This window comes from Variovorax sp. Soil_C_12, from assembly GCF_057657375.1.
In genome coordinates this window covers 242,555-268,733 of the sequence record NZ_JBDGIO010000002.1, presented here as the reverse complement: position 1 = coordinate 268,733, position 26,179 = coordinate 242,555, and the positions used below count along the sequence as shown (strand labels likewise).

At 66.1% G+C, this 26,179-nt stretch carries 22 protein-coding genes; 7 read left to right on the top strand and 15 right to left on the bottom strand.

Annotation, left to right across the window (positions count from 1 at the left end; all coding sequences use genetic code 11):
- Window positions 1-93: 93 nt before the first annotated feature.
- The 3 genes from AC3A6X_RS06170 to AC3A6X_RS06160 all read right to left on the bottom strand — a co-directional run bounded on the left by AC3A6X_RS06170 (window position 94) and on the right by AC3A6X_RS06160 (window position 5,211).
- A complete protein-coding gene (locus tag AC3A6X_RS06170) occupies window positions 94-1,008 on the bottom strand; it encodes a LysR family transcriptional regulator (RefSeq protein ID WP_487841335.1) in 915 nt (304 codons plus the stop codon).
- Window positions 1,009-1,120: 112 nt separating this feature from the next.
- Window positions 1,121-2,467, bottom strand: coding sequence for a hypothetical protein (locus AC3A6X_RS06165; RefSeq protein WP_487841334.1), 1,347 nt, complete (start codon window positions 2,465-2,467; stop codon window positions 1,121-1,123).
- On the bottom strand, window positions 2,464-5,211 hold the full coding sequence (locus tag AC3A6X_RS06160) for a tannase/feruloyl esterase family alpha/beta hydrolase (protein WP_487841333.1): 2,748 nt from the start codon (window positions 5,209-5,211) through the stop codon (window positions 2,464-2,466). Before AC3A6X_RS06160 ends, AC3A6X_RS06165 begins: the two co-directional genes overlap by 4 nt.
- A gap of 119 nt (window positions 5,212-5,330) precedes the next feature.
- On the opposite strand from AC3A6X_RS06160, the gene AC3A6X_RS06155 reads away from it, so the two are divergent.
- Both AC3A6X_RS06155 and AC3A6X_RS06150 read left to right on the top strand, forming a co-directional pair.
- On the top strand, window positions 5,331-6,251 hold the full coding sequence (locus tag AC3A6X_RS06155) for a LysR family transcriptional regulator (protein WP_487841332.1): 921 nt from the start codon (window positions 5,331-5,333) through the stop codon (window positions 6,249-6,251).
- 56 nt (window positions 6,252-6,307) lie between these two features.
- On the top strand, window positions 6,308-7,306 hold the full coding sequence (locus AC3A6X_RS06150) for a Bug family tripartite tricarboxylate transporter substrate binding protein (RefSeq protein WP_487841331.1): 999 nt from the start codon (window positions 6,308-6,310) through the stop codon (window positions 7,304-7,306).
- A gap of 45 nt (window positions 7,307-7,351) precedes the next feature.
- On the opposite strand, the gene AC3A6X_RS06145 is transcribed toward AC3A6X_RS06150, so the two are convergent.
- Complete coding sequence (locus AC3A6X_RS06145) at window positions 7,352-7,963, bottom strand: toll/interleukin-1 receptor domain-containing protein (RefSeq protein ID WP_487841330.1); 612 nt, start codon at window positions 7,961-7,963, stop codon at window positions 7,352-7,354.
- Between AC3A6X_RS06145 and AC3A6X_RS06140 the strand changes: the two genes are divergently transcribed.
- Window positions 7,962-8,258: a hypothetical protein gene (locus AC3A6X_RS06140; RefSeq protein ID WP_487841329.1), complete on the top strand. Its 297-nt coding sequence runs from the start codon at window positions 7,962-7,964 to the stop codon at window positions 8,256-8,258. The genes AC3A6X_RS06145 and AC3A6X_RS06140 overlap by 2 nt on opposite strands.
- A gap of 133 nt (window positions 8,259-8,391) precedes the next feature.
- Complete coding sequence (locus AC3A6X_RS06135; RefSeq protein WP_487841328.1) at window positions 8,392-9,555, top strand: molybdopterin-dependent oxidoreductase; 1,164 nt, start codon at window positions 8,392-8,394, stop codon at window positions 9,553-9,555.
- 33 nt (window positions 9,556-9,588) lie between these two features.
- Here the strand turns inward: AC3A6X_RS06135 and AC3A6X_RS06130 are convergent, their stop codons facing one another.
- Entirely contained in the window at window positions 9,589-9,837 is a 249-nt protein-coding gene (locus tag AC3A6X_RS06130; protein WP_487841327.1) for a DUF3297 family protein, read from the bottom strand.
- Window positions 9,838-9,975: 138 nt separating this feature from the next.
- On the opposite strand from AC3A6X_RS06130, the gene AC3A6X_RS06125 reads away from it, so the two are divergent.
- A complete protein-coding gene (locus AC3A6X_RS06125) occupies window positions 9,976-10,437 on the top strand; it encodes a hypothetical protein (RefSeq protein WP_487841326.1) in 462 nt (153 codons plus the stop codon).
- A 34-nt stretch (window positions 10,438-10,471) separates the two neighbouring features.
- On the opposite strand, the gene AC3A6X_RS06120 is transcribed toward AC3A6X_RS06125, so the two are convergent.
- The 5 genes from AC3A6X_RS06120 to AC3A6X_RS06100 form a co-directional block, all read right to left on the bottom strand.
- Window positions 10,472-11,740 (bottom strand): phospholipase D-like domain-containing protein, encoded by a 1,269-nt coding sequence (locus AC3A6X_RS06120; protein WP_487841325.1) that lies wholly within the window; start codon window positions 11,738-11,740, stop codon window positions 10,472-10,474.
- 38 nt (window positions 11,741-11,778) lie between these two features.
- Window positions 11,779-12,297: a M23 family metallopeptidase gene (locus AC3A6X_RS06115; RefSeq protein ID WP_487841324.1), complete on the bottom strand. Its 519-nt coding sequence runs from the start codon at window positions 12,295-12,297 to the stop codon at window positions 11,779-11,781.
- A 32-nt stretch (window positions 12,298-12,329) separates the two neighbouring features.
- A complete protein-coding gene (locus AC3A6X_RS06110) occupies window positions 12,330-13,346 on the bottom strand; it encodes a L,D-transpeptidase family protein (protein WP_487841323.1) in 1,017 nt (338 codons plus the stop codon).
- A 224-nt stretch (window positions 13,347-13,570) separates the two neighbouring features.
- Entirely contained in the window at window positions 13,571-14,281 is a 711-nt protein-coding gene (locus AC3A6X_RS06105) for an enoyl-CoA hydratase-related protein (RefSeq protein WP_487841322.1), read from the bottom strand.
- 164 nt (window positions 14,282-14,445) lie between these two features.
- Complete coding sequence (locus tag AC3A6X_RS06100) at window positions 14,446-14,844, bottom strand: response regulator transcription factor (protein ID WP_487841321.1); 399 nt, start codon at window positions 14,842-14,844, stop codon at window positions 14,446-14,448.
- Window positions 14,845-14,988: 144 nt separating this feature from the next.
- On the opposite strand from AC3A6X_RS06100, the gene AC3A6X_RS06095 reads away from it, so the two are divergent.
- Window positions 14,989-15,912 carry a substrate-binding periplasmic protein gene (locus AC3A6X_RS06095; RefSeq protein ID WP_487841320.1) on the top strand — a complete coding sequence of 308 codons (924 nt, stop codon included), beginning with the start codon at window positions 14,989-14,991 and terminating at the stop codon, window positions 15,910-15,912.
- A 69-nt stretch (window positions 15,913-15,981) separates the two neighbouring features.
- Here AC3A6X_RS06095 and AC3A6X_RS06090 read toward each other — a convergent pair whose 3' ends face one another.
- A complete protein-coding gene (locus tag AC3A6X_RS06090) occupies window positions 15,982-19,119 on the bottom strand; it encodes a response regulator (protein WP_487841319.1) in 3,138 nt (1,045 codons plus the stop codon).
- 226 nt (window positions 19,120-19,345) lie between these two features.
- Here AC3A6X_RS06090 and AC3A6X_RS06085 point away from each other — a divergent pair, with 226 nt between their 5' ends.
- On the top strand, window positions 19,346-20,827 hold the full coding sequence (locus tag AC3A6X_RS06085; protein ID WP_487841318.1) for a sensor histidine kinase: 1,482 nt from the start codon (window positions 19,346-19,348) through the stop codon (window positions 20,825-20,827).
- Window positions 20,828-20,892: 65 nt separating this feature from the next.
- Here AC3A6X_RS06085 and AC3A6X_RS06080 read toward each other — a convergent pair whose 3' ends face one another.
- From AC3A6X_RS06080 to AC3A6X_RS06065, 4 genes are all read right to left on the bottom strand, one after another.
- Window positions 20,893-21,426: a hypothetical protein gene (locus tag AC3A6X_RS06080; protein ID WP_487841317.1), complete on the bottom strand. Its 534-nt coding sequence runs from the start codon at window positions 21,424-21,426 to the stop codon at window positions 20,893-20,895.
- Window positions 21,427-21,861: 435 nt separating this feature from the next.
- Window positions 21,862-23,853: a hypothetical protein gene (locus tag AC3A6X_RS06075; RefSeq protein WP_487841316.1), complete on the bottom strand. Its 1,992-nt coding sequence runs from the start codon at window positions 23,851-23,853 to the stop codon at window positions 21,862-21,864.
- Between the two features lie 45 nt (window positions 23,854-23,898).
- Window positions 23,899-25,191, bottom strand: a complete 1,293-nt coding sequence (locus tag AC3A6X_RS06070) for a porin (RefSeq protein WP_487841315.1) — start codon at window positions 25,189-25,191, stop codon at window positions 23,899-23,901.
- A 46-nt stretch (window positions 25,192-25,237) separates the two neighbouring features.
- A complete protein-coding gene (locus AC3A6X_RS06065) occupies window positions 25,238-26,170 on the bottom strand; it encodes a Bug family tripartite tricarboxylate transporter substrate binding protein (protein ID WP_487841794.1) in 933 nt (310 codons plus the stop codon).
- Window positions 26,171-26,179: the final 9 nt, after the last annotated feature.

Below are 26,179 nucleotides of genomic sequence, written 5' to 3'. Positions count from 1 at the left end.
CCCCCTCCGGGACGATCAATGAAGCGCTGCCGTCGACCTTTACGCCTCCTGAAACGATCGAGGGTTAACCCCAATCAAACCGAGGTCGCGGGCTCAGCCGAGTTCGGCCTTGGCCAGGCGGCATACCGACAGCAGCGCGAGCAGGTTGGGATCGCGCTCGCGCGTGCGCAGGAAATTGAGCGCGATGGTCTGGCGCATCAGGTACCTGGGCTGCAGCGGGATCAACTGCACGTTCTGCGGCATGACGCCGCGCACCCGACCCGGCAGCAGCGTGTAGCCGACGCCGCCGCTGACCAGGTTCATCAGCGAGAAGATGTCGTCGGTCTTCATCACCACGTTGGGGGTGAAGCCGGCGATGCGAAAGGTGTCGATGAAGCCGCTGTAGGTGACGAAACCCTCGCTCAGACTGACGAAACGCTCGCCGGCGCAGGCGCTGAGGTCGATCTCCTTCTGCGCCGAGTAAGGAGAGCCCACGGGTGCGGCGAAATGGATGTCGTCCTCGAACAAGGGCTCCGATTCGACATCGGACGCCTCCTCGGGGATCGCCATGAGCGCGGCGTCGACGGCGCCGTCGCGCAGCTTCTGCAGCAGGTGGGCATTGGACCCGAGCACGAGCTCGGTGTGCAGCCCCGGCTTGCGAAGCTTCATGCCCATGATCAACTGCGGCACCGTGCGGCTCGTCAGGGAGTAGAGCGAGCCGATGCGGATCCGATCGGCCGAGTAGCCGGCGACTTCTCGCGTCGTGTCGATGCCCTTGGACATCGTGCGGAGCACCTCGCGGGCCACTTCGGCCAGTGCCTGCGCGGCTTCGGTCGGATGCAGATTGCGGCCTTCGTGCCTGAACAAGGCACAGCGCAAGCCCGTTTCCAGCGCATGCAAGGCGCGGTGCACGCTGACGGCACTGATGTCGAGTTTCTCGGCCGTGCGAGCGAGGTTGCCGGTCTCCAGGAAGGCCAGGAGGATCTCGAGCCTGCGGAAAGTGATCTCTTCGTCGACGTGTAGGTGCATGAGACGGCCTGGGGTGCATGCGAATCGTAAGCCAGTCCGGCGTGGCGCCGACAAGGGATCGTGACGCGCCCCCCGCGCCGAGCCTGGCCTGGCCTGGCCCAGGAAAGGCGAATCACGGATTGCGGGGCGGCACGCGGCTTTCGAGCGCGGGTGCCTGCCACTCGGGCTCGATGTGGCAGCCGTTCCTGCCGTCGGTGTCGTAGCGCGCCTGCAATGCGACGCAACGTTGCGCGAGGGCTTCGGGCGTGGGCTTCTCGCCTTTGTCGATCCAGTCGAGCAGCGCGGCGAACAGCGCGGGGTACTCCGAATCGCTCAGGTAGCTGTGCTCACGCTCGGTGCTGAAGCTCTGGACCAGGAGGTCGCCGGTGCCGGCCGCGTCGCGAATGCGGCGATAGGCGTTCGCCAGCTCGACGAAGGCCGTCGGATCGTCGATGGCATGCAGTCCCACAGTCGGCAGCGCGGTACGGCCGGTGGGCCGGCTGTCGGCCGCCAGCGCGCCTTTGGCCTGCGGATCGGCCGCATAGCGCAACACGCCCGCATTGAGCGCCGCATCGTCGGCCGAGCCCTGGTAGACCACACCGATGTTGCCGAAGGGGTTGCGGCCGTTCAGGCGCTTCTGCACCAGGTCCCGGAACAGCCAGGTCGCCCAGCTCAGGTGGCCGAGCAACGAGCGCTCCTGGATCTTCACGACCGACAGAATGGTCTTCAGCCGCGCTGCCTGCTCGGGCGAGCGCTGCGCGGCGGGAAGGCCGACGCCGGTGCATTCCTTCACACGCGCGGCGAGGTCGGCGCGCGTGAGTTTGGAATCCATCGGCAGGCCCATCCACAGCGGGTACTGCGGCTCGTCGGGCTTTGGATGGTTGCGACACACGTACTGATAGACCACGCGCAGGTCGATACGGAACTCGTAGGCGCTGCTGCCGCCGCCGAGCACGCCGCTGGTCAGCAGCAATCCGTCGTAGGCGCTCTTCGTGTCGCCCACCGGCGCATAGAGTTCGCCCGCCTTCGCGGCCACGCCCGCGCCATAGCTCTGCCCATGCAGCAGCGTGGCGCGCGGTCGCCCGAAGTGGCGCACGAAGATCCGGCGCAGGCGCTCGGTGTCTTCGGCCGCCATGGTCACGCCGTAGCCGCCGCGCCGGTAGGTCGAACCGGCCCAGGCGTAGCCTGCCTTCACGGTGACGGCCCAGCGCTTGAGGTCTTCCTCGCTGCGCTGCAGCGTGGGTGGCCCGGTCTCGGGGCCGCCGTGCGCGTGCATCACGAGCACGCGGTTCCAGTCCTTCGGGATCGCGATCCAGTAAAGCGCGCCCATGCCGTCCTCGCCGGTGTAGCAGCGCGCGGCTTCGGGCACCGGCGCGGGACAGGTGGCGGGCCGGGGCGCCACAGGCGCGCCGTGCGCGGACAGCAGCGGCGCAGCGGCGAGCAGGGCGAACGCGCCGAGGCCCAAGAGCTTGTAATTCAATGGCGTACTCCGAGTTCCAGCGCCGCGTTCCCTCCCGCACTGGAGATGAATCCGAGGACGCCGCCGTTGAAGATGAAACTGCCGGGCCGCCCCGCATCGGCCTGCACGGCCCCGGGCACGGGCGTGTCGTAGCTCAGCGCCGCGGCCGCGCCGCCGAGGTTCAGGGCGCTGCCGCTCACCGTGGCATCGTGGCTTTCTCCCTTCACGCTGGCCATCGCATAGCTGCCGTCGGCAGCGCCGGCCATCAGGCTCTGCTGCAGCGAGAACATGCGCAGCCCCGCGTTGGCGGCCGACTCGCGCACCAGGTGCAGCGGCACGGGGTTGCCGTTCACCAGGCCGATCACCATCGAGCCGGTGAGCGTGCCGCCGCTGGTGGCGGCGCCGCCCGTCGGCAGGGTGGTGAACAGGTCGAAGGCCTTGCGCGTGGCGTTGTAGGTGATGTAGCCCTTCTCGGTCTGGGTGCAGTTGGCGTCGTAGACCATGAAGCCGCCCGAAACCGGGTCGCGGCAGTACTGGAAGGTGCCCGCATTGCGCAGTCGCACCGATGCGGCCTGGGCGGCGGCGGCGCCCGATCCCTGCTGCGCGCCCACCGCGTTGAAGATGTTCGCCACGGGATTGAACACCGTGGGCGTGCCCGCGTTCTCGAAGGTGCTCTGGAATGCCAGCAGCGGAGCAAAACCACCGCCCAAGGGAGCGTTGACCCCGCCGAGCAGCACACCGCCCGGCGCGAAGCTGAACACCGCCCCGCTCTCGGCGCTGGCGTAGCTGCATTGCCCTTGCGCCACCAATGAACCGCTGCGCTGCGTGCCGGCTGTGCGCTGCAGGCTCGCGTCGATGGTCACGGCATAGGCCATGGCGGACGGATCGATCGTCACGCTGAGCTCCTCGCCGAAGCTGTTGCCGCCCTTGAAAGTGCCGGCCGTCGCAGGCAGGTTCGGGCAGGCCAGCGGGTCGCCGGCCTCGGTCACGCAACTGTAGTTGACGGCCGCATCCAGGCTGCCGCTGCCGCGGTACTTGGGCCAGGCCGGGTACTGGCACAGAGGGCGCGTGCGCCCGTACGTGCCCGCCACGGCATCGACCGCCACGCCGGTGGCGGGTGCGAGGCCGCGCTCGACCCAGCCTTCGAGCGCCGCCAGCGAATCCCAATTGGGAATGAAGCTGCCGGTGCCATGGCCCATGCCGGGCACGGTGTAGAAGCGCACGTTCTGGTCGACCGAGGCCCGGCCCACGGTGGCGATGAGTTGCTGGTAGTAGTCGATGGTCGAATTGGGGCTGATCACCTCGTCGGCGAGGCCGTGCAGCAGGATGAGCTTGCCGCCGCGCGCGAGGAAGGGCGTGAGATTGGGATCGGTGGCGTCGGTGAGCTTCGAGACCTCGGTCACGCGTGCCGTGTAGCCGCCCGGGTCCAGCGGATCGAAGGCCAGGGAGTCGAAGCCGGCGATGCGCGTGACGAAGTACTTCACCCATTGGTCACCCGTGACGTACATGTTGGCGTCGGCCGAGCTCGCCGGATTTGCGGGCACCTTGCGCGTGCCGAGGTCGCGCGTGGTGTACGGCCCCGCCACCAGTGCCCCTTCGAGGAGGTTGTAGCCGCCCGCACGCGTCACGCCGTTGGCCAGCGAATAGCGCGTGAAGTCCAGAGGCGATTCGATGGTGCGCACCGTGGCGATCTGCGCATCCGACAGACAGGTATCGCCCGTGTCCGCACCGCCGCTGCAGCGCAGCGATGCCAGGATCTGCGCGTTCAGCAGGCGGCAGCTCTCCACATTGCTCACCAGGTTGTCGGCCGCGCCGTCGAGCTTGTCGCAGGCCTGCATCGCGGCCTTCTGCACCAGCAGCGTCTTGGCCACGTTCATCCAGCCCACGCCGCCGTTGTCGTAGAGCGCGCGGCCCACGGCCACGTTCGACAGCCGCGTGCCGGTGTAGTTGAGCGCGGGCTCGTTGGCAATCGCGCCGTCGTAGTCGAGCGGCCAGCGCTGGATGTAGCTGAGCGCGTCGCGACCGCCGGTCGAGGTGCCGAGGAAGTAGGCGTGCTTCGGCGCCACGCCATAGTGCGCGAGCACCAGCGCTTGCGCCACGTCGCGCGTCTTCTTGAGCGACTGGCCGCCGTAGTTGGCAAGCTCTTCGTCGTTGGCGGCGAAGCGTCCGTCGGTGATGCTGCTCGACTGGTGGCCCGAGTCGTCGCCGTAGGTGGCGTAGCCGAGCGCCAGCGGCGCAGGTTTGTCCGCCGGGCCGAAGCGCACGGGTTCGGTGCCGTCGATCAACCGGCCGTTGAAGCCGCCGCCACCGAAGTGGATGGTCTTCTGGTTCCACTGCTCGGGCAGGTTGACGGCGAAGTTGATGACCGACGCGTTCGCATCGACCGGCTGGATGGTGCCGCGCACGCGGCAGTAGTCGCCCAGCAGGTTGCCGGCGTCGGTCGCCGCCACGGGCGTGGCGCTGGTGATGGTCGCGCCCTGCGTGGGCAGGCTGATCAGGGAGGCCGGCAGGCTTTTGCCATTGAGGTCCGCGCAGGACACGACCGGCTGCACCGGCGGGGCTGGCGGGTTGTCCGGCGGATCGTCGGCGGCCGGGGTCGTGTTGCCGACGCCGGACGGGGTGGTGAGTGCCGCGAGGGAGAGATCGGCGCCGCTTCCGCCCCCGCCGCAGGCGGTCAGAACCAGGGCAAGGGCGATCGCGGGGCCGAACCAACGGCAGGCGCCAAGGGCGCCACGAATCATCGAGGCAGGGCGCGGTATGCGCATGGACTTGTCTCCGGCATGCAGCCTCGAAGGGCCGCTTTTTGAATGGGCGGCTGGACGATAGATTCACGAGTGACTTCGGGTCAAATAAAATAAAGAGGCACTTTCAATATGAAAAACATATGGACATAAGGGCGCTGCGCTACTTCGTGGCCGTCGCGGAGACAGGCCACATGACGCGTGCCGCCGAGCAATTGGGCATCCAGCAGCCGCCCCTGAGCGTGCAGATCAAGACGCTCGAGCGCGAGCTGGGCGTGTTGCTGCTGCGCCGCCATCCGCGCGGCGTGGCGCTCACGGATGCGGGCCGCCTGTTCCAGGCCGAGGCGGCGCGCATGCTGCAGGACATGGAGGCCATGAAGCAGCGCATGACGCGCGTGGCGAAAGGCCAGGCCGGCACGCTCGCCGTCGGCTTCACGAGTTCGGCCGCGGCGCATCGCTTCATGCCCGAGGCGCTGCGCGCGTTTCGCCGCGCGCACCCGGATGTGGAGCTTCAACTGCGCGAAGACAACGCCGCCGAGCTGACCGAGGCGCTGGCGGCGGGCCGCCTGCACTGCGGCCTGCTGCGCGTACCGGTGGCGCGACCCGAGGGGCTGGTGTTCGAGACGCTGCTGCGCGAGCCGGTGCTCGTGGCCATGCCCAGCGACCATCGCCTTGCCCTCGCCCGACACAAGGATTCGCGCCCGCTGCCGCTCGCAAAGCTGTGCGAGGAAGGCATCATCCTCGTGCGGCGCCCGGGTGCGCCCGGCCTCTATGCCGAGCTCCTCGCGCTGTGCCACGCCAAGGGCCTGCGCCCGCGCGTGGTGGCCGAAGTCGATCGCATGATGACCAACCTGAACCTCGTGGCTGCCGGGGTCGGCCTGTCGGTGGTGCCGGCCTCGATGGCCGGCGTGCACGCCCATGCCGTTGCCTATGCGCGGCTGGCCGACGGCGGCCAGCTCGACGCGCCGCTCACGCTGGTGTCGCGCGCAGGGGAAGACAACCTGCCCGCGCAGCATTTCGCGGCGCTGCTGCGCAGGCTCGCGCGGGAGAACCCGCGGTCATGAGCCGCACGGCCGCTCCGAAGGCTCATGGCACCGTAGCCGAAGGCGAAGGTATTCCAGTGACCCTGCTACTGCCGCGCCGCCACTTCCTGCAGGGTACGGGGGCGCTGCTCGCAGCCGCCTGTGCCGCGCCGCATCGGGTGCAGGCGGCACCGCCCGGCTGGCCGAACCGGCCGGTACGGCTGATCGTGGTCTACCCGCCCGGCGGTGTGAGCGACAGCATGGCGCGTGTCCTGGCCGAACCGCTGTCGCAGTCGCTCGGCGTGCCGGTCCTGGTCGAGAACCGCCCCGGCGCGGGTGGCAGCCTCGGCATGGACGCGCTCGCGCGTTCGGCGCCGGACGGTTGTACGCTGGCCTTTTCCGCCATCAGCCCGCTCACCCTGCACCCGCTGCTCTCGCGCGTGCCCTACGACCCGCTGCACGGCTTCGCGCCCGTTGCCAGCGTGATGCGCACGCCGGTGCTGGTGGTGGGAACCCCGGCCTTCGCAGGGCACGGATTCGGCGACCTGATCGCACTCGCGCGCAGCCGGCCCGGCGCGGTGCGCTGGGCCACCTCGGGCGTGGCGACCAGCGGGCACATGGTGTTGGCGCAAGTGCGCATGCAAAGCCACAGCGACATCACGCACGTTCCCTACCACGGTGGCGGACCGCAACTCAATGATGCGCTGAGCGGGCAGTTCGAGGTACTGTCGACCAACGTTGCAGCGCAACAGCTGCAGTACATCGAGAGCGGTCTGTTCCAGGCGCTGGCCGTGGGCGCGCCGGCGCGTGTCGAGGCGTTGCCCGCAGTCCCCACGCTCGCCGAGCTGGGCTTTGAGCGGGCCAACTGCGACTCGCTGTTCGGCATCTTCGCGCCCGCGCGCACGCCGCCCGCGGTGGTGCAGCGCCTCAATGCCGAGATCAACCGCTTGCTGCGGGGGGAGGCGCTGCGCGCGTGGCTGCGCGGCGCCCACAACATGCCGGCCGAGGGCAGCAGTGAAGCGTTCGCGCGCGAGATCGCCGCCGACAGGCGGCGCAACCGCGACCTGGTGGCGGGAAACCGCTCGCAGTTCGACTGACGCTCCATCCGGTGCTCGGCCGCATTTGGCCGACGCACAGCGGCGCTATCGCAGCCGCCGCGCAACTGGATGCATCAGTCGCGCGGTCTCTTGCGCAACTTCTTCGACGCTCATCTCTTCCAAATGCAAAGCCGAAATGTTTCGCAACTGGTCAAAAGGTTCGGGCGCATTTGCCCCGAGATCAAAGGCTTCGACGTAGACCGGTACGACGCGCTTGTTCAATTGAAGGGCGAGTTGGAGCTCGCGCCCCAGGTAGTTGCTTCTTATCGTTTCCGGCGAGAGCAGGACGATGAAAATGTCCGCGGCCTCGATGGCCCAAGGGATCACGCGAGCGAGATAGTCCGGGGCCCGCTGCCGGTCGTCCTTGAGGAAGGCCGACACTTCATGGCGCTGTTGAAGCGTGGTGCGTAGCGACTGAGCGAAATCGGCATCGGAATGCGCGAAGGACACATACGCGCTCAAGGGTATTGCGTGCACGACGTGCATTTCCGCCCCGTGGGGATCGCCCTTGTGAATGTCGTCGATGCCATGGGGCGTGCCGGTGTCACCAGCCTTCTCGAAGTCGCTCGATGCTTCCTCGAGTTCCGCATCCAGCTTCTTCGGCATCTTGCGAAACACGAGCAGGTCGACGATGGATCGAATGGAGTCAGCAATCATGGCCACCTCTTCTTACCTGACGTTGCCGGCGCGGTCCGGCGCGACCGGCGCCGCCTTCCGCAGCATAGTCACCTCCTCGCGTGCCGTCAGTGCTTGCACACGTTACCAACGTAGCGAGTGGTTCCGCCATCCCCGCTGCGAACAGCATGTCAACACGGCCTGCTCTGTCCAGCCCCCAACCGCAGTTTGCGCGGCGGCAAACCGCCAATTCGAGACCGAAGTGCGCGTCATGCCGAGTTCCGCGAACGACTGCCCGCTTGCCCGGCAAGAGAGCTTGCTTCAGGGCTTCATTTGAGCGCCGATGTGAAATGACATGGACAGTCGACAAGCGGACGAGTAAAACGCGTTGCCGAGGTGTGCTTCGCCCTTTGCGAGCGAGGCCGATGCCGAGGGCCGGTTCGTGCTGGTTCCTATGAAGGAGACACGCCATGGACGCAAGAGACAGGATGCGCCGGGAGCTGATGCAGCGAGGCAGCGCAGCGATCGCCGGCTTGGCGCTTTTGCACGCCCCTCTGCTTTCTCGGGCCTTCCCGACCCGACCCGGCGAGGAGGTCATTCCCTGGCTGGATCAGCCGCCGCCGAACCCCAGTGGCGGCGTCGTCGAGAATCTGCCTCGATGGGAAGAGCTCGATTCCTGGCTGACGCCCAACGACAAGTTCTTCCGTGTGGCGCATTACAACAAGCCGGTCATCGACGAGAAGGCGTGGACGCTCGAAATCACTGGACGCGTCCGGCAGCCCAAGATCCTGACCCTCGCCGCGTTAAGGGCCCGACCGCGCAAAGAGGTGATCTTTACGCTCGAATGCTCCGGCAACCATGGCTTCCCATGGTTCACGAGCGGCATCGGCAACGCCAGATGGGCGGGAACGCCGCTGGCCCCGTTGCTCAAGGAAGCCGGGGTGCTCCCCCAAGGCACGGAGGTGGTGTTCATCGGAAGCGACAGCGGTGAGGAAGAAGTCCGGCAGATCAAGATGCCGCAGCACTTCGCTCGCAGCATGTCGCTCGCCGATGCGATGAATCCAAACAACCTGCTGTGCTACGAGATGAACGGCGCAGCGCTTCCGCAGCCCCACGGCTTCCCCGTGCGGCTCATTGCACCGGGATGGTATGGCATTGCGAATGTCAAATGGCTGAGACGCATCGAGATCTGGGAAACCCGCTTCATGGGCCGCTTCATGGGTCGCGACTATGTGACGATCCGCGAGGAGCAGCGCAAGGGCGAAACCGTTTGGACGGAGAGCTCCGTGGGCCGGGGCCTGCTCAAGTCGGTGCCGGCCAAGGTGACGCAACGAAACGGCCAGTACAGGGTCGTCGGGGCAGCGTGGGGGAGTCGCATTGCGCGTGCGGAGGTGCGGATCGATGGGGGCCCCTGGGTCGCGGCAACGATGGACCGCAGCGAGCAAGCGGAGTTCGCGTGGAAGTTCTGGTCAATGCCATGGCCCAACGCGACGCCGGGGGACCATGCGATCACCACGAGGGCCGTCGACATCCGTGGAAATGTGCAGCCGGCGATGGACGACCCCCGCATCGCCAGAAAGCGCACTTACTGGGAAAGCAACGGGCAGGTCACGCGGCAATTGCGCCTCACGTAGTCGCTGCAGCCGCACGCCTCGAAGCCAGCCGGCCTACCGATAGAACGCCTCGACCTTGCCCTTCAGCTTGATCAGCAGCGGTTTTCCCTTGCGATCCAGCGTCTTGCCCGCGGGGACCTTGATCCAGCCCTCGCTGATGCAGTATTCCTCCACGTCGCCTCGCTCCTTGTCGTTGAATCGGATGCCGATGTCGTGTTCGAAGACGGCAGCGAGGTAGTGGGGGCTGCGAGGATCAATGGATAGATGATCGGGAAGGGGCGGGGTTGGATTGGCTTCAATCATGGATGGGGTTCACTGCATCGGGGGCAGTTTGTTGTATCGCCTGACAGGGTCGAAGCCAGGCTGCAGGGTAGGGGGCGGACGATATCTGCCACGTGCATCACGAAGTCTAGCTTCAGTGCCGCAGCCGCACTGAAGGCCATGGATGCCCAGCCGTTCGTTACAAAGGTTACACGCCCGCTGCTCGACTTCTCGGGCCAAGTGCATGATGGTTGCTCTTCGATCTCCTCTTTCAGGGACGCGGGGAAGGCGATGCAAAAAGCCATGTCGAGGCTCGCCGCTCGTATCCGCGGGCGGGCGCCATATTTCCGGGTTGCGGAACCGCTGAAGACCAATCCGGTGATTCCACAGTCGTTCGATGCGGCGCAGGTGAAGCTTTGCCTGCATCTCGCCGAGTTGCATCACGACAACCCGACGCAAGCGGCGCTGATGCTCGAGTCCTGGGTGTTGGGCAACGTTTTCTCTGCAGCGCAGCAGTCCATGATTGCAAGCCTGTTGGCCCTTGAGCGCGACGACCTCTTGCAGACCCTATTCGACTGCGCGTCGACCAACGAGGCGCGCCGTGTCGTCGGTGAAGAGTTGCTGCGGCTGGCGCGCGAGTAGGTCTGGCGCGTGACACGCCCGCTGTTTTGCAGCTTTAGAGCTGCGAGGCGATCAATGCGGCCAGATGTTCCTGCGCTTTCTCCGACCACGGCCGATCGCGCCAGGCTTCCAGTGTGACGCGCCTGGCCTGCTTCAGGTCCGCTTCGAATTGCACCGTCTGCGCAGCGGCAAACTCTGCGTCGTAGATGTTGAGGTTGGCCTCGTCGTTCAGTCGGAAGGAGCGGTTATCGAAGTTGGTGGAGCCGACCGACACCAGCAATCCGTCCACCGTGAAGACCTTGCAATGGAACATGGTGGGTTGGTATTCGCTGATCTCGGCGCCGGCCTCGAGCAGCGGGCCCCAGCCCGCGCGGGAGGCGCTGCGCACGGTTTGCGAGTCGATGATCGGTCCGGGCGTGATGATCCGCAGCCGCACACCGCGTCGCATGGCGGCGACGAGCGTGCGCACCGTGAGCTCGTCGGGCACGAAATAAGCGCTCGACAGGTCGATCGACCGCGTGGCCGCGGCGATGGACAGCAGGTACATGAGGTGCATGCTCTCACTGCCGCCGGAGGGCGAACTGCTGAACACCTGGGCGCGCTGCCGGCCCACCTCGGGCAGCGCCGGGAAGTAGCGCTCGCCATGCAGCACGTCGCCGGTCGCCTTGATCCAGTTGTCCATGAACACGGCCTGCATCTGCGCCACCACTGGGCCTTCGGCCCGGAAGTGGGAGTCGCGCCAGTGTGCCGCGTCCTGCGCGTCGCCCGTCCACGCCGGGGCGATGCCCACCCCGCCGGTGAAGCCGATGCGGCCATCGACCACCAGCAGCTTGCGGTGCGTCCTGTTGTTCATCTTTGCGAGGTCGTACCAGCGCGGCTTGTGGAACTTGCGGACCTGGACGCCGGCGGCCTCCATCTCCTTCACGAAGGCCTCGTCGACCTTCGAGCTCCCGACCCAGTCGAGCAGAACATGGACCTTGACGCCAGCGCGCGAGCGCTCGGCCAGCGCGTCGGCGAAGGCCTTGCCGATGTCGCCGGACCAATAGATATAGGTCTCGAAAGTAATTGTGTGCTGGGCGCCGCGAATGGCTGCGAGCATCGGCGGAAAGATCCGGTCGCCGTTTTGAAACGCTTCGAGGCGGTTGCCGTCGGTGATTGGTGGGCCGAGAAGGACGCCAAGCGCACGCTGGTACTGGGCGTCATGGAGCCCATATTCGTGCCGGACCTGCTCCTCGAGCTTCTTCTCGCCGCCGGTGAAGTTGAGTGCGGTCACAGCCGCCGCGGACGTCAGAACGAAGGTCCACGCAATGAGCTTGAGCTTCATCTGCGGCGGTCAGGCAATTGCGTCCACGCGATGCCTCGTCATCGGGCAGCGCGCCAGGCGCAGTTTGGGTTCAGCGCTTCGCCCTTCCACCATTGCCTTTCCGGACCAAGCAGAAACACCGCGAAATGCAAGTGCGGCGCGTCGGGCGCGGCGTTGCCGGTCGTGCCGACGTATCCGATCAGGTCGCCGCGCCGAAGCCGCATGCCCTCATGCAGGCCTTCGGCATAGCGGTCCAGGTGCGCGTAGTAATAGACCAGTTGGCCCGCCGGGTCGAACTGATAGACGGTGAGTCCGCCCGGCTTGCTCTCGAACAGTTTGACCAGCTTGCCGTCTTCCACGGCGCGCACGGGCGTCCCGCGTGGGGCCATGATGTCGAGCGCCTCATGGCGGTGGTCGGGGCGGCCGTCGTCAAAGGTGTTGCGGACGGTCTCGGGCTGGACGCCGTCGACTGGGAACTGCAACGCGCGGGCGGCGAGTGGCGCCGGCGCGGCGCGGTCGGTGCAGGCCTCTGCCGTCTCCCAGCCTGGCACCACGAGGCAAGCCACAGCAATCGCCATTTGCGGTCGCGACATGTGCATCGGCAGTCCCTTCAGGCCTTCACCTCGACCGCAAAGCCCGCTTTCGCCAGCTGCGACACGCGCGCCGCGTCCCAATTGGTCAGGTGGATGCAGCCATTGGTTGTCGCATGCCCCACGCGATCCGGCGCCGGCGTGCCGTGGATGCCCCAGTGCGGCTTCGACAGCCCCATCCATACGTTGCCGATAGGGTTGTTCGGACCCCCTGCGATATCGACCTTCACCGCGCCTGCCGGCGCCTTCTTCAGGATCGCCGGGTCGTACGTGAAGGTGGGGTCCTTCACTTCGTTGATGATCTTCATCTTGCCCAAGGGCAGCGGGTCGAGCGGCCCGCCGATGCTGATGGGAAAGCCGGCGAGCGGCTTGCCCGCCCCGTCGAGCACGAACAGCATGTGCTCGCTCTTGTCGATCTCAATCGACGCCGCGGCCTTGATGACACTGGGATCCGCCGCGCTCGTGACGTTGGCGACCACAATTTCCTCACCGGCCTGGAACTTGGCACCGACATTCAGGGCGACCAGGGCCTTGGGAGACATGTGGTGCTTCTCCGAAATGGCTTCCTTCAGGTTCTCATAGCTCGATGCCCTCATCTTGGCTCGGTCCGCCATCTCCCTCGGCGTCGCCGCATAGGGACCAGCCGCGTCCTTCTCGGTGATTGCGTAGGTGGCGAACAGTGGCGCGGTGTCGGCCTTCAGCGCGGTCCACGTCGCAGCATCGACCTTGCCGCTCTCCGCAAGCCCCTTTGCCTTCTGGTAGGCCTTCACCACGCGGCGCATGTTGGCGCCGAAACCGCCGTCGATCTCGCCGGGCGAGAACCAGGCGCGATCGAGCAGGATCTGCGCTCGCATGACCGCGGCCCCGCGCGAGCCTTGCGCGAGCACCGGCGTTTCCCCGGCTGCATTGAGCCTGTCGAGCGCAGCGGGGCCCGACACGCCGGAGGGATCCTTCGAGACGTGTTTCGTGGCCGCATGGGCAAGCCACGACGTGGCGCCCGTGGCGCTGACAGCAAGACAGGCCGCGGTGCGGAACAAGATTCGACGTGAAGACATCATCGGGGGAGTGGACGAACCGCAGTGAAGTCCGTCGGACCATACAGCCCGCAACCCCTCACGACCTGTAGTCTCAAACAGACACAAAGCCTCGGCCTGCGCCGCATCCATCCGAGCCAACTGGCGGGTCTTGGCGTGCGCGAGCGTGCGTCTGAAGCAGGAGAGGTCGCCAACCGATCACGTTCAGCGCATGCCGGCGCGCGGGTTCACATCGCCCTTGATGATGGCGGGCAGCCGACGGCGCCGCGAGCGCAGGCATGAAGATCGGCGTGGTGCGCCATTCGGCCGAGGATCGTTTCCGCGCGGGGGATGAGCTGGTCTGCATCGACAATCTCGTTGACCAGGCCGTTCCGGTGTGCTTCTGTCGCATCGATCGTGTCCGCCGTGAGAATGAGCTGCAGCGCACGGCCCTTGCCGATGAGACGCAGGAGGCGCTGCGTTCCGCCGAAGCCGCGAACGAAGGCCTTCGCTTCCGGCCCGCCGAATCTCACATGCGCCGTTGCAAGACGCAAGGTGCAAGCCATCGCCAGTTCGCACCCTTCGCCCGATGCGAAGCCATTCATGGCAGCGATCACCGGCTTGCCGAGGTGCTCGATCAGATCGAACGCAAGCCGGCCGCTGCGCGTGAACGCTTGCGCGTCGACGGCGGAGATCGACGCGTTCTCGCCGATATCGGCCCCGGTGACGAAGGCCTTGTCGCCCGCGCCGGTCACGATCACGCCTTGGACAACGGGGTCCGCTTGCGCGTCCTCCATCACCGATCTCAGCTCCTCGAGCGCCGTGTGGCTCAGTGCGTTCATCGCCTGCGGGCGGTTGATGGTGACGTAGGCGATCCCCGCCCTCTTTTCATAGAGGAGGTTCTGCAGCAATGCATGTGGCACCCCGCCGTCCGGGATTTCGGCCGATCCATCGCACATGGCTTTGCGCCTCGCTTCAGGTCTGCGAGGCCAGCACGCTGGGCCACCCGTCGTCGCGGCCCTCGAAGGCGGACGGTGCAGCGCATGAGTGGGAGGCGGTGGGCATGGCGATCTCCTCGTGGTTCGGTTCGATGAAGCAGTTCCGGGAAACAGAGTCGTGCGTCTCACGCGCGGTCAACGCGCAGGGCGGTCTCAATGCAGGTAAGGAGGTCTTCCGCGCTGAAGGGCTTTGCGAGGAAGCAGATCACGCCCGTCGACAAGGCCCGGGAGCGCACCCGTTCGTCGGGGTACGCGGTGACGAGGATTGTGGGAATCGGGGTACCGGCGGCGGCGAGGTGGCCGTGCAGCTCGAGCCCGGTCATCCCCGGCATGCGCATGTCGGCGACGAGGCACCGGATGGTGCGCACATTCTTGGACTGCAGGAAGCTCTCGGCCGAGTCGAAGGTGGCGGCGGACAAGCCGGCGGAGTCGAGCAGGTCCTTCGTGGTGTCTCGCACCGACTCATCGTCGTCCACAATCGCCACGGTCGGGTTGTTGCGCACTTGGATGTCCTTGCCGGTCACATTGAGCGTTGACGCAAGACTAGGCCGATTGCGCACGCAAGACCATTGGACGTTTGTCACGCGCTCTACGACTTTGGTTTAGGCGCCTAAAGGCCGCAACAGTGACGAGATCGACCTGAGGATGTAAGCTGATTCGATTCGTCGGTGCGCAAGCGGATGCCCGCAGAACGTCAGTCGGCCGCCGGGGGCCGGGTGGGCGAGGAGAAGATGATGTCCATGATGTTTCGTCTGTTGGCCTGCCTGATGCTTGCCTGGCACCTGAGCGCCGCCGGCGTGGACATCGTCCGCTTTCCCAGGCCCGAGTTCGATGGCGATCGCCGCTTCGACTATCCGTTGCAGTTGCTGCAGCTCGCGCTGTCGAAGACCGGTACCGAGTATCGGATCCAGACGGCCGAGTTCCCCATGAACCAGGAGCGCCAGGTGCTGGAGATCGAAGCAGGACGCACGATCGATGTCGGCCCGATCCCCAGCTCCGCCGAGCGCGAGACGCGTCTGCTGCCGATTCGCATCCCCGTGAACAAGGGCATGCTCGGATGGCGCCTGGGCCTGGTCCGCAAGGGCGACAAGGACCTGGTCGCGGGCGTCAGGACGCTGGACGACCTGAAGGGCGTGCGGCTCGCCCAGGGACACGAGTGGCCCGACACGAGCATTCTCCGGGCCAACGGCATCGACGTGATCACCGCCCCGAAATACGAAGTCCTGTTCAAGATGCTCGAGGGCAAGCGCTTCGACTACTTTCCGCGCAGCGTCATGGAAATCTGGGACGAGCAGGCGATCAACGCTGAATCCCTCGAAGTGGAACCCCATCTCGCGTTGCACTACGTCTACGACTCCTACTTCATGGTGAACCGCAAGAACACCAAGCTGGCACAAGACATCCTCGAAGGACTGGAAAAGGCGATTGCCGACGGCTCGTTCGACAAGCTCTTCCTTCAGCACTTTGGCGAACGGCTGCGCAAGGCGCGTCTGGACAAGCGTACGGTCATCGAGCTGCGAAACCCGTTGCTGACGCCCGAGACGCCATCCAATCGGCCGGAACTTTGGTACGACCACAGACGGGGGCGGTGAGGCTGATCCATCAAGCCGGACCAGGCCACGGCCGCTGCAGCGCCTCGATGCCTGGCTGGCGCCGCCGGTTCAGGGCAGCTGTCTTGGCCCGAGCGCCTGCAGTTCGGAAATGACCGGTCCGAGCAGCTGAGCCACTTTCCGAACCAGGGTCTCGACACCCGCATCGTCGGTGCCGTCGTTGCAGGCCAGTTCGAGCTCCCCCGCCGCAGGATGGACGGCGCTGACGGCGAGGGCGCCGGTGACGCTCTTCAGGTTGTGCGCCATGCGCATCGCCGCCTCCTTCTGGCCCGTCGCGCGCGCGGCCCGGAAGCGCTCCGGGAAGTCCGCTTCCCGATCGCGAAACATTTGCAGCAGGCGACGGTAGAGGGCCTCGTCGCCCATCGCGTCGAGGCCCGCGCGGCGGTCGATTCCAGCCATTCCTTCCAGCGAATCGCTGCGCGATTCGCCGCAGGCGGAACTTGGCGCTGGCGCGGGCTCGACCGCGGCCGGGCGGACCCAGCGGTCGAGCGTCGCGAACAACGCTTCGACGCTGATCGGCTTGGCGATGTGGTCGTTCATGCCGGCTGCCAGCACCTTGTCGCGATCGCCGACCAGCGCGCTGGCGGTCATCGCAATCACCGGCAGCTCGCGCCCCTGCGGCTGCTCGCGCAGCGCACGCGTGGCAGCGTAGCCGTCCATGACGGGCATCTGGCAGTCCATCAGGACGCCGTCGAAACGCTCCCGGTCCAGCATGTCCAGGGCCTCCCTGCCATCGCAGGCAACGCGCACGAAGATGCCGGCGCGGCGCAACACGGTCGAGGCGATCTCGCGGTTGATGGGGTTGTCCTCCACGAGGAGTATCCGCGCGCCGCGCAGGCGGGCTTGATGGCGCAGCAATGCCTCCTCGCTCCTGGTCGTGCGGCTCGAGCGGGAAGCCGACGGGCCGAGTGCCTGGTTGCAGGCTTCGAAAAGCGTTGCCGGGATGACCGGCTTGATCAGCAGCGCGCCGACGCCGAGGTCTCGTTCCCTCAGCTGTTCCTGCGCTTCGTCGCGGCCGAAGGCGGTCACCATCAGCACGGTGGATGTCCGCGGGCGCCGGGATTCGCGCTCGCCCAGCAGGCGCGCGCACTCCACGCCGCCGAGGCCGGGCATTTTCCAATCCAGAAGAACCAGGTCGTATGCCTTGTCGCTCGCATCGGCAAGCTCCATCATGCGCAGGGCGTCCTGACCGCCGGCCGCGGTGTCGGCTTGCAGTCCGAGCGCGGCGCTCATGTCGGCAAGTACGGCGCGGGCGCAGGTGTTGTCGTCCACGACCAGCACGCGGCGGCCGCGCAGGACTTCCTGGTGCAGCAAGGACTGTCTTGCCGACTCCGGCTGCAGATCGAAGCGCAGCGTGAAGTGGAATCGGCTGCCGAGGTGCGGCGCGCTGTCGACCTCGATGTCGCCGCCCATCATGCGCACCAGGTGACGACTGATCGACAGCCCCAGTCCGCTGCCGCCGTAGCGCCTGCTCGTCGACGAGTCGCCCTGCGAGAACGGTTGGAACAGACGCTGCCGCACGTCGGACGCCATGCCAATGCCGGTGTCACGCACCTCGAATCGCAGACGAACGGACTGGGCCTCGTGCTCGACGATCTCGATGGCGATGACAACCTCCCCACGCTCGGTGAACTTGACGGCGTTGTAGCCCAGGTTGAGCAGCACCTGGCGCAGACGCGAAGGATCGCCCACCAGGGCCATCGGCAACTCCGGCGGCAGGACGAACAGCAACTCGAGGCCCTTCGCCTCGACGTTCAGGCCGAGCAGATTGCCCAGTGCGTCCATCACGTCGCCGAGGTCGAAGGGAATGGACTCGATGTCGAGCTTGCCGGCCTCGATCTTGGAGAGGTCGAGGATGTCGTTGATGATCCTGAGCAGCGATTCGGCTGCGCCATGGATCTTCTGCACGTAGTCGAGCTGTTGCGAGTTGAGTCCGCTTTGCAGGGCCAGGTAGGCCATGCCGAGAATGGCATTCATCGGCGTCCGGATCTCGTGGCTCATGTTGGCCAGGAACTCGCTCTTGGCCTGATTCGCTGCTTCGGCTGCCTGCCGCGCAATCCGGTCCGCCTCGGCCTGCCGCCGTGCGGTGATGTCGCGAGCAATGCCGACCGTCCCGGCCACGCGGCCGTCGCCGCCGTGCAGCGCAGTCTTGATGGTCTCGACCAGGGTACTGCTCCCGTCGGCGTTGATGTGGTGCTCCTCGATCCGTTTGATGCCGTTCGACGCCATCACTTCAGCGTCGTCGAGAAGATAGCTCCTGGCGAGTTCGGGGGGGTGAAGCTCGAAATCGGTCTTCCCGATCATCTGGCTCGGCTCGGCAAAGCCCTTGCTGGCGGCGAGGGCCCGGTTGACTGCGACGAAATGACCGTTCGCGTCCTTGACCCATGCGAGGTCCGGGATGTTGTCCAGGATCGCCGCCATGCGTGCATTGGCATTCCCGAGCTCCATGGCGTGCTGCCGCAGCCTCTCGCGCATCGCGTTGACGGCGTCCACCAACTGGTCGAGTTCATCGCCCTTGCCCGGCGCGCGCCGCAATCGCAACGGCGCGGCCTCTGCATCCGGGGTGACGCTGCCCAGCGAAACGGCCATGTCCTGCAGATGGCGCGTCGCCAGGCGGTGCACGATGAACAAGATGAAAAGCGCGACCAGGAAGGTCTTGGCAGCGTTGCTGAGGAGGATGACGACAGCCTGCGCCGCGATGTCGCGGTAGATGTCCTTGAGAGTCGCTTCGATGTGCAGCACGCCGATGACTTCCGGCCGTTCGCCGCAGCACGTCAGCGGAAACTCCTTCACGACAACGCTGGCGGTCTGTCGCTCGCCGCGAAAGACCGTCAAAGCATGGGCAGACGAAGCCGCCTCCCGAACCTCCACGGCGCGCATGGAAGGTAGGCGCAAGATGCCGTCGAGCTGCTCCTGGAGTTGCTTCGAATCCATCGTCCACAGGCTTTCGCTCAGGCTGCGCGAGGAGGCCTGATCGATCTCGCCGAACCGACTCTCGAGGCGCGCCCTCTCGCTGCGGTAGCTCAAGGACAACTGCAAGATGGTCAGGACCAGCGTGACCACGGTGCTGAACAGCAGCACACGAAGCAGCAGCGCGATCCCGATGCCGCCTCCCGGAACCCGCGAAATCGATGCCAGCCAGCCGTGGCCCAGGGACCGTGTGTCCGACTCACGCGCTTTGAGGATCATCGGTGAACTCGCCCGTCACATCGATCCGTCGAAATCTATGCGCTTGGCGCGCCCCCCGCAAGGGGGAGATGCAGGTGGCCGCTTGAGCCCTGGTCGCCACGCGCGCTCCGGCTTGCTTTCCTTTTTTTCCTCTCCGTAGCCTAATTCGAATCGGCGCGAGAGGCATCGACAGGATGACCTCTTCAAGAAGCAACTGGTCAGGGATTTTTACCCTCGTCGACGGATCATGACTACGACCAACGACATCCTCGTCATCGAAGACGACGAGATCATGCGCGAAGCCTTGGCGGAGTGGCTCGAGGCGGCCGGCTACGTGGTGCGCAAGGCCGCGGACGGAAGCGCCGGGCTCGCGGCCGTGAGATCGGCGGCTCCGGCGCTGGTCGTCACCGACATCCACATGCCGGGAACGAGTGGCGCTGTCGTCATCGCCGAGTTGCAACAGCACCACCCGGACATCCCGGTGATCGCGATCTCGGGCCTCTTCCAAATGGGACGCGGCTTGGACGCAGACAGCGCGGTCGCGCTGGGGGCCGCACGCACACTGGCCAAGCCGTTCACCCGCCGCGAGCTGCTCCAGGCGGTGACCGTGGCGGACCTCGCCGCCCGAAAGCGGGCCGAGTACCTGACGCGCCAGGTGTTCGAGAGCGCCTCCGATGGCGTGGCCGTGATCGGCCGGGATTACCGTTATCAAAGAGTCAACCCGGTCTATGAGCGCAATTGGGGGATGCCGGCCGAGAGAATCGTTGGCATGCATGTCGCCGACCTTTCGGGGTCCGACGTCTTCGAGCGCACGTTGAAGCCGCATCTCGACCGCTGCCTCGCCGGAGAACACGTCACTTTCGCGGAATGGTTCACGACCCAACTGGGCCGCTTCTACCTGTCGGTGTCCTATTCGCCGCTGCGGCTCGACTCGGAGCACCTGGAGGCGGTGCTCGTGATCTCGCGCGATCTCACCGACCACGTCCTCGCATCCGAAGCGCTGCGCGAGGCGCAGGCGGCGCTGGCGCGGGTGAACCGAGTGACCACGCTCGGCGTGCTGGCGGCGTCCATCGCCCACGAGGTGAATCAGCCGCTTGCGGCCATGGTCTCGAGCGCGGGGTCCTGCACGCGATGGCTCGCGGCCGAGCCGCCCCAGCTCGAGAAGGCACGGCGCTCGCTCGAACGCCTCGCCAGGGACGGCCAGCGCGCCAGCGAAGTCATCGACCGCATCCGCGCCCTGGTGATGCGCCAACCGCCGCGCCGGGATCTCATCGATGTCAAAGAGACCGTCCTCGACGTGATCGCGCTCACGCGCGACCAGATGCGCCGCAACAACATCGCGCTCGAGACGGCGTTCGCCGACGGTATGCCGAGCGTACGCGGCGACAGGGTGCAGCTCCAGCAGGTGATGCTCAACCTGATCGCCAACGCCATCGACGCGATGAGCGCGCCAGGCGATCGTCCTCGGCGGCTGGTGATCGGCTGCGCGGCCGAAGCGGCCGGTGGCGTGTGCATCGAGGTGCGCGACTCCGGCCCCGGCATCGCGCTCGAGATGGCGGACAAGCTTTTCGAGCCGTTCTGTACCTCCAAGCCGCAGGGCATCGGCATGGGGCTTTCCATCAGCCGGTCGATCGTCGAGGCCCATGGCGGCCGGCTCTGGGTCGCGTCCAACCTGCCCCACGGCGCCTTGTTCCAACTCTCGCTGCCGATCGGGGAGAGGGAGCCGTAGTGTGAGAACGGGGCGGCACCCCCTTCAAGGTGCAGCGCGGCGGATCATGCAGACCGCGGCGCGCGTCAGTCGTGACCCAGCAATTCAAGCACCCGGCCATCGCCCACGAACGATTCGGCCACCAGCATCCGGAATGCCGCGTCGCGCTGGAACCGTGGCAGTGCGATCGCCGGCTTCAGGAACTCGACCTGAAGCGTTTGCGCCGTTCCGCGCCGAAACGCTTGCCCCGGCGCCACGATCCAGCGTGCCGAAAAACCTTCGTTGTCCACCACGAGGGCGCAGCGGTGCTCGCCTTCGAGGACCAGCGAGTCTTCGGAGGGGAGTTGGGACGCGCGCAGCGTGAACTCGACGAGGGCATGGGGGTGGAATGTGCTGCCCGCCTCGAAACCCACCGGCTCCGCGGCCACCGGGCGCCGCAGCTTGGCAATGAGCCAGGCGATGACGTTGCCGATGATCGGCAGCCACAGCAGCATCAACAAGGTGCCGACGTCGCGGGCCGTCGAACCGGGCTCGGAGACCTGTCGCAGCAGTGCACCGCCCAGGGCCACGCACAGCAGTGCAATGACGATGAACCTGCGCTTGGCCTGGATGCCCGTCATGACGCCGTGTTGCTGACGTCTGTGGTCCGCGCCTTGCGATGGGCGGGCTTCGCAAGGATGTCGAGGAGTTTCTTTCCGTCGATGTGCAGCAGGAATGTCTTTTTCATGGGTGATCGTAGCGCGTCGTTCCCTCACGCAGGCGGGGGAACGACTCCTTCGCCAAGCCTTTCCACTTTGGCTGCAGGCGCAATACCGAATGGAAGCATTGAATGGAGCGCAGAGAGTGGCCGCGCTCAGCATGGAGTTGACTGGACTGGATATGCGCAACACGTCCGCTGCGTGAGCCGCACACTCGAATTGACTGGAAATCGAGCGCAGTTGCTGGCTCACTGAAAGGAAACCATCATGTCAAGAACATGGCTTATCACCCGGTACCCAGCAGCGGCTTCGGCCGCCAGCTCACCGAGATTCTCCTTCGTCGGACATCCATGGGCATCAAGGCGCGTTCGAACTATGCACCGAGAACGGCCTGAACGGCAGGCTCAAGCCCCCGGCGTACTCGCCATTCGGCGTGAGTGTCGGGCATCCGGGACCGTCCGATGGACAGAAGCTGGTCTGACTCGACGGCAGAGAGTAGCGCACGACTCCGCAGCGGTACTGCTTGATCGAGGCACCCGAATAGTCCGCCACGGCCACCATGCAACCACTGGTCGAATACTGGTCGAGCTCGGCCACGGCGACAGGATCGACACGCGAATCGGCCATCCGGCGGATCACGCTGCCAGTGCCGTCGTTTCGAAAGCCGACCCAGCCCCATTGGCGCTCGGCGCGCCGGTAGAACAGCACCGCGGTATTCAAGGCGTCAGGACGCTGATCCAGGCCCTTCGACTCCGACAGCCCGGTGACGCCGGCGCCAAGGCCAGTGACGCGTCCCACTTCGGCGATGTCCGCGGGATCTGGCGTCGTCGGCTTGGGCCCGGCGGCATAGCGCCCGAGCGAGTAGATGCGCAGCGTTCCGTCCTGCGTGGCGATCCATGCACGTGGTTGACGGGGCGTAGTTCGCCAGTAGGGCGTGTCGGGAACGCGCTCGCGATCATCCTTGTTCCAGTACGAGCGCACGGTCGTTGCAACCCCCGTAGGCTTTCCGTCGAGGTTGACGATCTTCACCAGCACGGGCGCTGATTGCGGGTGCGCCGCAATCGGGTATGGCCACTGGTCCGGCCTCATGCCGATGTTCCGAGTCTCGGCGTTGCTCTCTTCGCTGTTCAGGAACATGCCGTTCGTGAATCGGAGGTAGGGGCCGAGATCGATGAAGGCCGCCTTCTTCTCCGACTTCGAGATGACCACGGCCACCCCGCCCTTGGCATAGGTGGCATGGAACTCACCGCCCGGCAGGAACTTCGAACGGTTCTGCGCGAGGGGCGAGGCGAGCAGGCCGATGCTCGAGACTTCCTTCCCCACCGGGTGCACGACCGCATCGAAGGGCGTCATGCCGGTCGTGACCTTGATGCCGGTCGGGGCCTTCATGGTGTCGGGCAAGTCGACGTAGCCGACGATCTTCATGAAGATGAAATTGCCTTGGTCCCAGAAGCCGACGTGCACGGAATCGATGAACCCGTGCCACCAGTCGTAGCGGGGTCCTTTCAGGGTGCAGCCCTCGCATGTGGCGCCGAGCGAGACGATGGCAACCTTCCCTTTCACGTTGACCGTGTCCCACAGGGACACCACGGCCAGTTCGCCGCCGGCCGTCGAACTGATGCCGGTCGGCACGAGGCCAACCGGAAACTGCACCGACGCGCGGTTCGAGGCCGTCGTGTTGCCGATCGTGAAGAGCGTGGCTCCCCTCGTCGCGCTGCCCTGCGTGCCGATGATGGAGACGCGGCAGGAGCTGTCTGCCGCGTTGGCGCAGCGGTCGGCGACGATCGGGAGATCGGCCGCCTCGTTCGGCGACAGCACGCCGTCGCGGTAGTAGCCGTCCATCGCCGACGGCAGCAACTTTCCCGCTTGCCACAAGACCTGCGGGCGCTGCATCCACGTGTTGCGATCCACGGCAGAAGCCTGGAACCACGCAACCGAATCAGAAACCGACGAGCCGGCGAGCGGCACGCCGATCGCCGCCCCGTGCGTGCTGACATAGTTGTTCGACATGGCCGTCGATTCCTTGCCGAGCTGATACGCGATCTTGCAGCTGCCGCCGCAATGGCTGATCTGCCCGATGTCGGCGCGCAGCGGAAATGTCTGCACGTCCGTCCTTGTCGGCGGCTCGCCGAAGCGGTAGGTGATCGCGGCCGGTGAACTGTAGGCGTTGCCGATGGCTTTGTAGGCGGCGGGGTTCACCACGCCGGACGCATTCACGATGTCGTTGGGCAGCGCGCCCGCGAAAGGCTCTGCGCCGCTGCCGGCGACCTTGGCTCGTGTGGTCGAATCGACCGGCTGCGCGTGCGCTGCCAAAGCGAGGAACAGGAGGATGGGAAAGAGGCGTTTCATGGCTGCGAACCGCATCGTCCCACATGGCAGCCGATCGACCGTCAATCAGAACGCATGGCGGATGCCAAAATCGTATCCGGTGGAGCGACGCGGTGCGAATCCTGATGTTCCCGCACCCGTGGAGAGGTACGTCACGCCGCCCGTTACCGCCCCCATGATGGCCGGATTGTTCTGGCCGTCCTTGATCCGAATCCGGGCTGCCGTCGCGTAGAGCGCCGTGCGCTTGGAGAGGTTGTACTCGTATCCGATCGCAAGCTTGTTGACCGACGCATCACGCCGCGGTGTCAGAGGAGTCGCGAGCGGCCCCAGGTCGTTGTCGAACTCGACGCGGGAGTAGGCGGCCTTGATCAGCCCCGGACCGACAGGCACAGTGACGCCCAGGAGCCCGCCCTTGTACTTGTCCGAATCACGCAGCGTGGCGGAGCCCAGCACCGGAACCGGCGCTGTCGACCGCGCGCGGTCCGTGACCTGCGAGACCTCGCCGAAGATCTTCATGAACCCAAGATCGTACGAGGCACCGAGATTGATGGTCTTGATCTTCTCGTCGAGATTGACGCCGGTGGGCAGTCCAATGGCGTTCACGCCGGTGGTGTCCGCTGCCGTGCTCTCTCCGTAGGCCAGGGCAACGTCGAGCGGCCCGGCGGCGTAGCCCAAGCGTCCGCCGAAATAGCGCCCCCTGTGGCTCGGGCTGCCCGGCACGTTGCTCTGCGAAACGTTCTCGTGCAGGGCGTACTGAAATTGCCCATAGACCCCGCCCAGGTTGGGCGGAAGGAAGTAGCCGATGCCGTTGCTGGTGCGAAGGTAATTGTCGGAAGCGGCCACCGGGGAGCCAGGACCTCTCACGACCTGCAAGCTGGTTCCGACGCTCGACACGACATTGGCACCGACGCCGATCGTGCTGAACGGGCTGAACACCGAGTCGTTCCAGAATGTCGGGGTGAAGTCGCGGCCCATGCGAAGCTCGCCGAACGGACCCGACAAGCTCACGGTGGAACGCCGATTGAAACTGGAGATCGCGGTCGCTCCGTTGTCGGGTGTCGTTCCGGCCTCCAGCCAGAAGCCGGCGGCAAGTCCACCGCCAAGGTCTTCCGTGCCGCGAAAGCCCAGGCGACTGTTGGAGACATTGCTGTTGGACAAGGCCGTCTGGCTCTTGGTGACGCCACCCGGCGCAATGGCGGGTGGAAGGACGAATGAGGCCGTGTTGTTGTAGAAGTCGCTCTTGGCGCTGTAGTGGCTGACGCCGACATCGACCACGCCGAAGAGCGTGAGGGACGACTGAGCGCTCGCCGCGGTGGCGCAGGACAGCATGCTCGCTGCCACGATGGTGGTTTTGTTCATGTTCTGATTTCCGTGGAAAGGGTGAAGCGATGCGCGACGTCCCGCGTCACTCGGGCTTGAAGCCGGCGCCCTTGAGCAGTTCGGCGCTTTGAGTCACGAAGCTGGCGACGTAGCGCTTGAATTGCTCGGCATCCTGGGTCACGGGCTCGACGCCCAGGCTTGCCAGCGCACCCGACTTGCCCAGCTCGGTCATGGCGGCGTTGATCGCGCCGTTGAGAAACTGCACGCGATCGGCGGGCGTGCCCTTGGGCGCCCACACGCCGTACCACGATCCGTATGTGAAGCCGGGCAGCCCGCTCTCCTGCACGGTCGGCACATCGGGCACGAGCGGGCTACGTTTGGCGGAGGTGATTGCGATGGGACGCACGCGGCCGGCCTTGGCCAAGGGCAGCACAGAGATCATTGAATCCATCAGAAGCTGAACGTGTCCGCCCCCGACGTCCACCAACGCTGGTTGTGTTCCTTTGTAGGGAACATAGGTGAACTTGACGTTGCCCTGTTTCGCCAGAAGCAGCGTCGCCAGGTGGCTGGGCGCCCCCGCCGCGGGTATCGCCGCCGTCCACTTTTCCGGCTCTTTCTTGACCGCAGCAAGCACCTCGGTGAGCTTGCGAGGCTCGAGCTGAGGCGCGATGACGAGCATCAGCGGTGCCTCGGCAACGCGCGCAATCGGCGAGAAGTCCGTTTGCGGGTCGTAAGGCGGCGTGGCGACGACCTCCTTGGCCAGCACGTGCGTGGCGGCGGAGAACAGCAGCGTATAGCCATCGGCGGAAGCGGTCTGGACCGCCTTCCCGCCGAGCGCGCCATTCGCGCCGGCGCGGTTTTCCACAATCACCGATACCCCGAGCTGCGTGTGAAGTTGATGGGCCAGCAGGCGAGCGATGTTGTCTACGCCGCCTCCCGCAGCAAACGGAACGATGATGCGGATCAGTCGATCGGGGAACTTGGCGGTCTGCGCCCATGCAGGCGCGACCGCGAGCATCGCGCACGC

What these genes read in the sequence shown, in the direction of transcription:
- AC3A6X_RS06145 (WP_487841330.1), bottom strand. Translation starts at nt 7,963, where the DNA reads ATGATTGCTGACTCCATTCGATCCATCGTCGACCTGCTCGTGTTTCGC.
- AC3A6X_RS06120 (WP_487841325.1), bottom strand. Translation starts at nt 11,740, where the DNA reads ATGAAGCTCAAGCTCATTGCGTGGACCTTCGTTCTGACGTCCGCGGCG.
- AC3A6X_RS06160 (WP_487841333.1), bottom strand. Translation starts at nt 5,211, where the DNA reads ATGCGCATACCGCGCCCTGCCTCGATGATTCGTGGCGCCCTTGGCGCC.
- AC3A6X_RS06115 (WP_487841324.1), bottom strand. Translation starts at nt 12,297, where the DNA reads ATGGCGATTGCTGTGGCTTGCCTCGTGGTGCCAGGCTGGGAGACGGCA.
- AC3A6X_RS06085 (WP_487841318.1), top strand. Translation starts at nt 19,346, where the DNA reads ATGACTACGACCAACGACATCCTCGTCATCGAAGACGACGAGATCATG.
- AC3A6X_RS06125 (WP_487841326.1), top strand. Translation starts at nt 9,976, where the DNA reads ATGGATGCCCAGCCGTTCGTTACAAAGGTTACACGCCCGCTGCTCGAC.
- AC3A6X_RS06140 (WP_487841329.1), top strand. Translation starts at nt 7,962, where the DNA reads ATGGCCACCTCTTCTTACCTGACGTTGCCGGCGCGGTCCGGCGCGACC.
- AC3A6X_RS06135 (WP_487841328.1), top strand. Translation starts at nt 8,392, where the DNA reads ATGGACGCAAGAGACAGGATGCGCCGGGAGCTGATGCAGCGAGGCAGC.
- AC3A6X_RS06065 (WP_487841794.1), bottom strand. Translation starts at nt 26,170, where the DNA reads ATGCTCGCGGTCGCGCCTGCATGGGCGCAGACCGCCAAGTTCCCCGAT.
- AC3A6X_RS06070 (WP_487841315.1), bottom strand. Translation starts at nt 25,191, where the DNA reads ATGAACAAAACCACCATCGTGGCAGCGAGCATGCTGTCCTGCGCCACC.
- AC3A6X_RS06155 (WP_487841332.1), top strand. Translation starts at nt 5,331, where the DNA reads ATGGACATAAGGGCGCTGCGCTACTTCGTGGCCGTCGCGGAGACAGGC.
- AC3A6X_RS06130 (WP_487841327.1), bottom strand. Translation starts at nt 9,837, where the DNA reads ATGATTGAAGCCAATCCAACCCCGCCCCTTCCCGATCATCTATCCATT.
- AC3A6X_RS06080 (WP_487841317.1), bottom strand. Translation starts at nt 21,426, where the DNA reads ATGACGGGCATCCAGGCCAAGCGCAGGTTCATCGTCATTGCACTGCTG.
- AC3A6X_RS06105 (WP_487841322.1), bottom strand. Translation starts at nt 14,281, where the DNA reads ATGTGCGATGGATCGGCCGAAATCCCGGACGGCGGGGTGCCACATGCA.
- AC3A6X_RS06090 (WP_487841319.1), bottom strand. Translation starts at nt 19,119, where the DNA reads ATGATCCTCAAAGCGCGTGAGTCGGACACACGGTCCCTGGGCCACGGC.
- AC3A6X_RS06075 (WP_487841316.1), bottom strand. Translation starts at nt 23,853, where the DNA reads ATGAAACGCCTCTTTCCCATCCTCCTGTTCCTCGCTTTGGCAGCGCAC.
- AC3A6X_RS06170 (WP_487841335.1), bottom strand. Translation starts at nt 1,008, where the DNA reads ATGCACCTACACGTCGACGAAGAGATCACTTTCCGCAGGCTCGAGATC.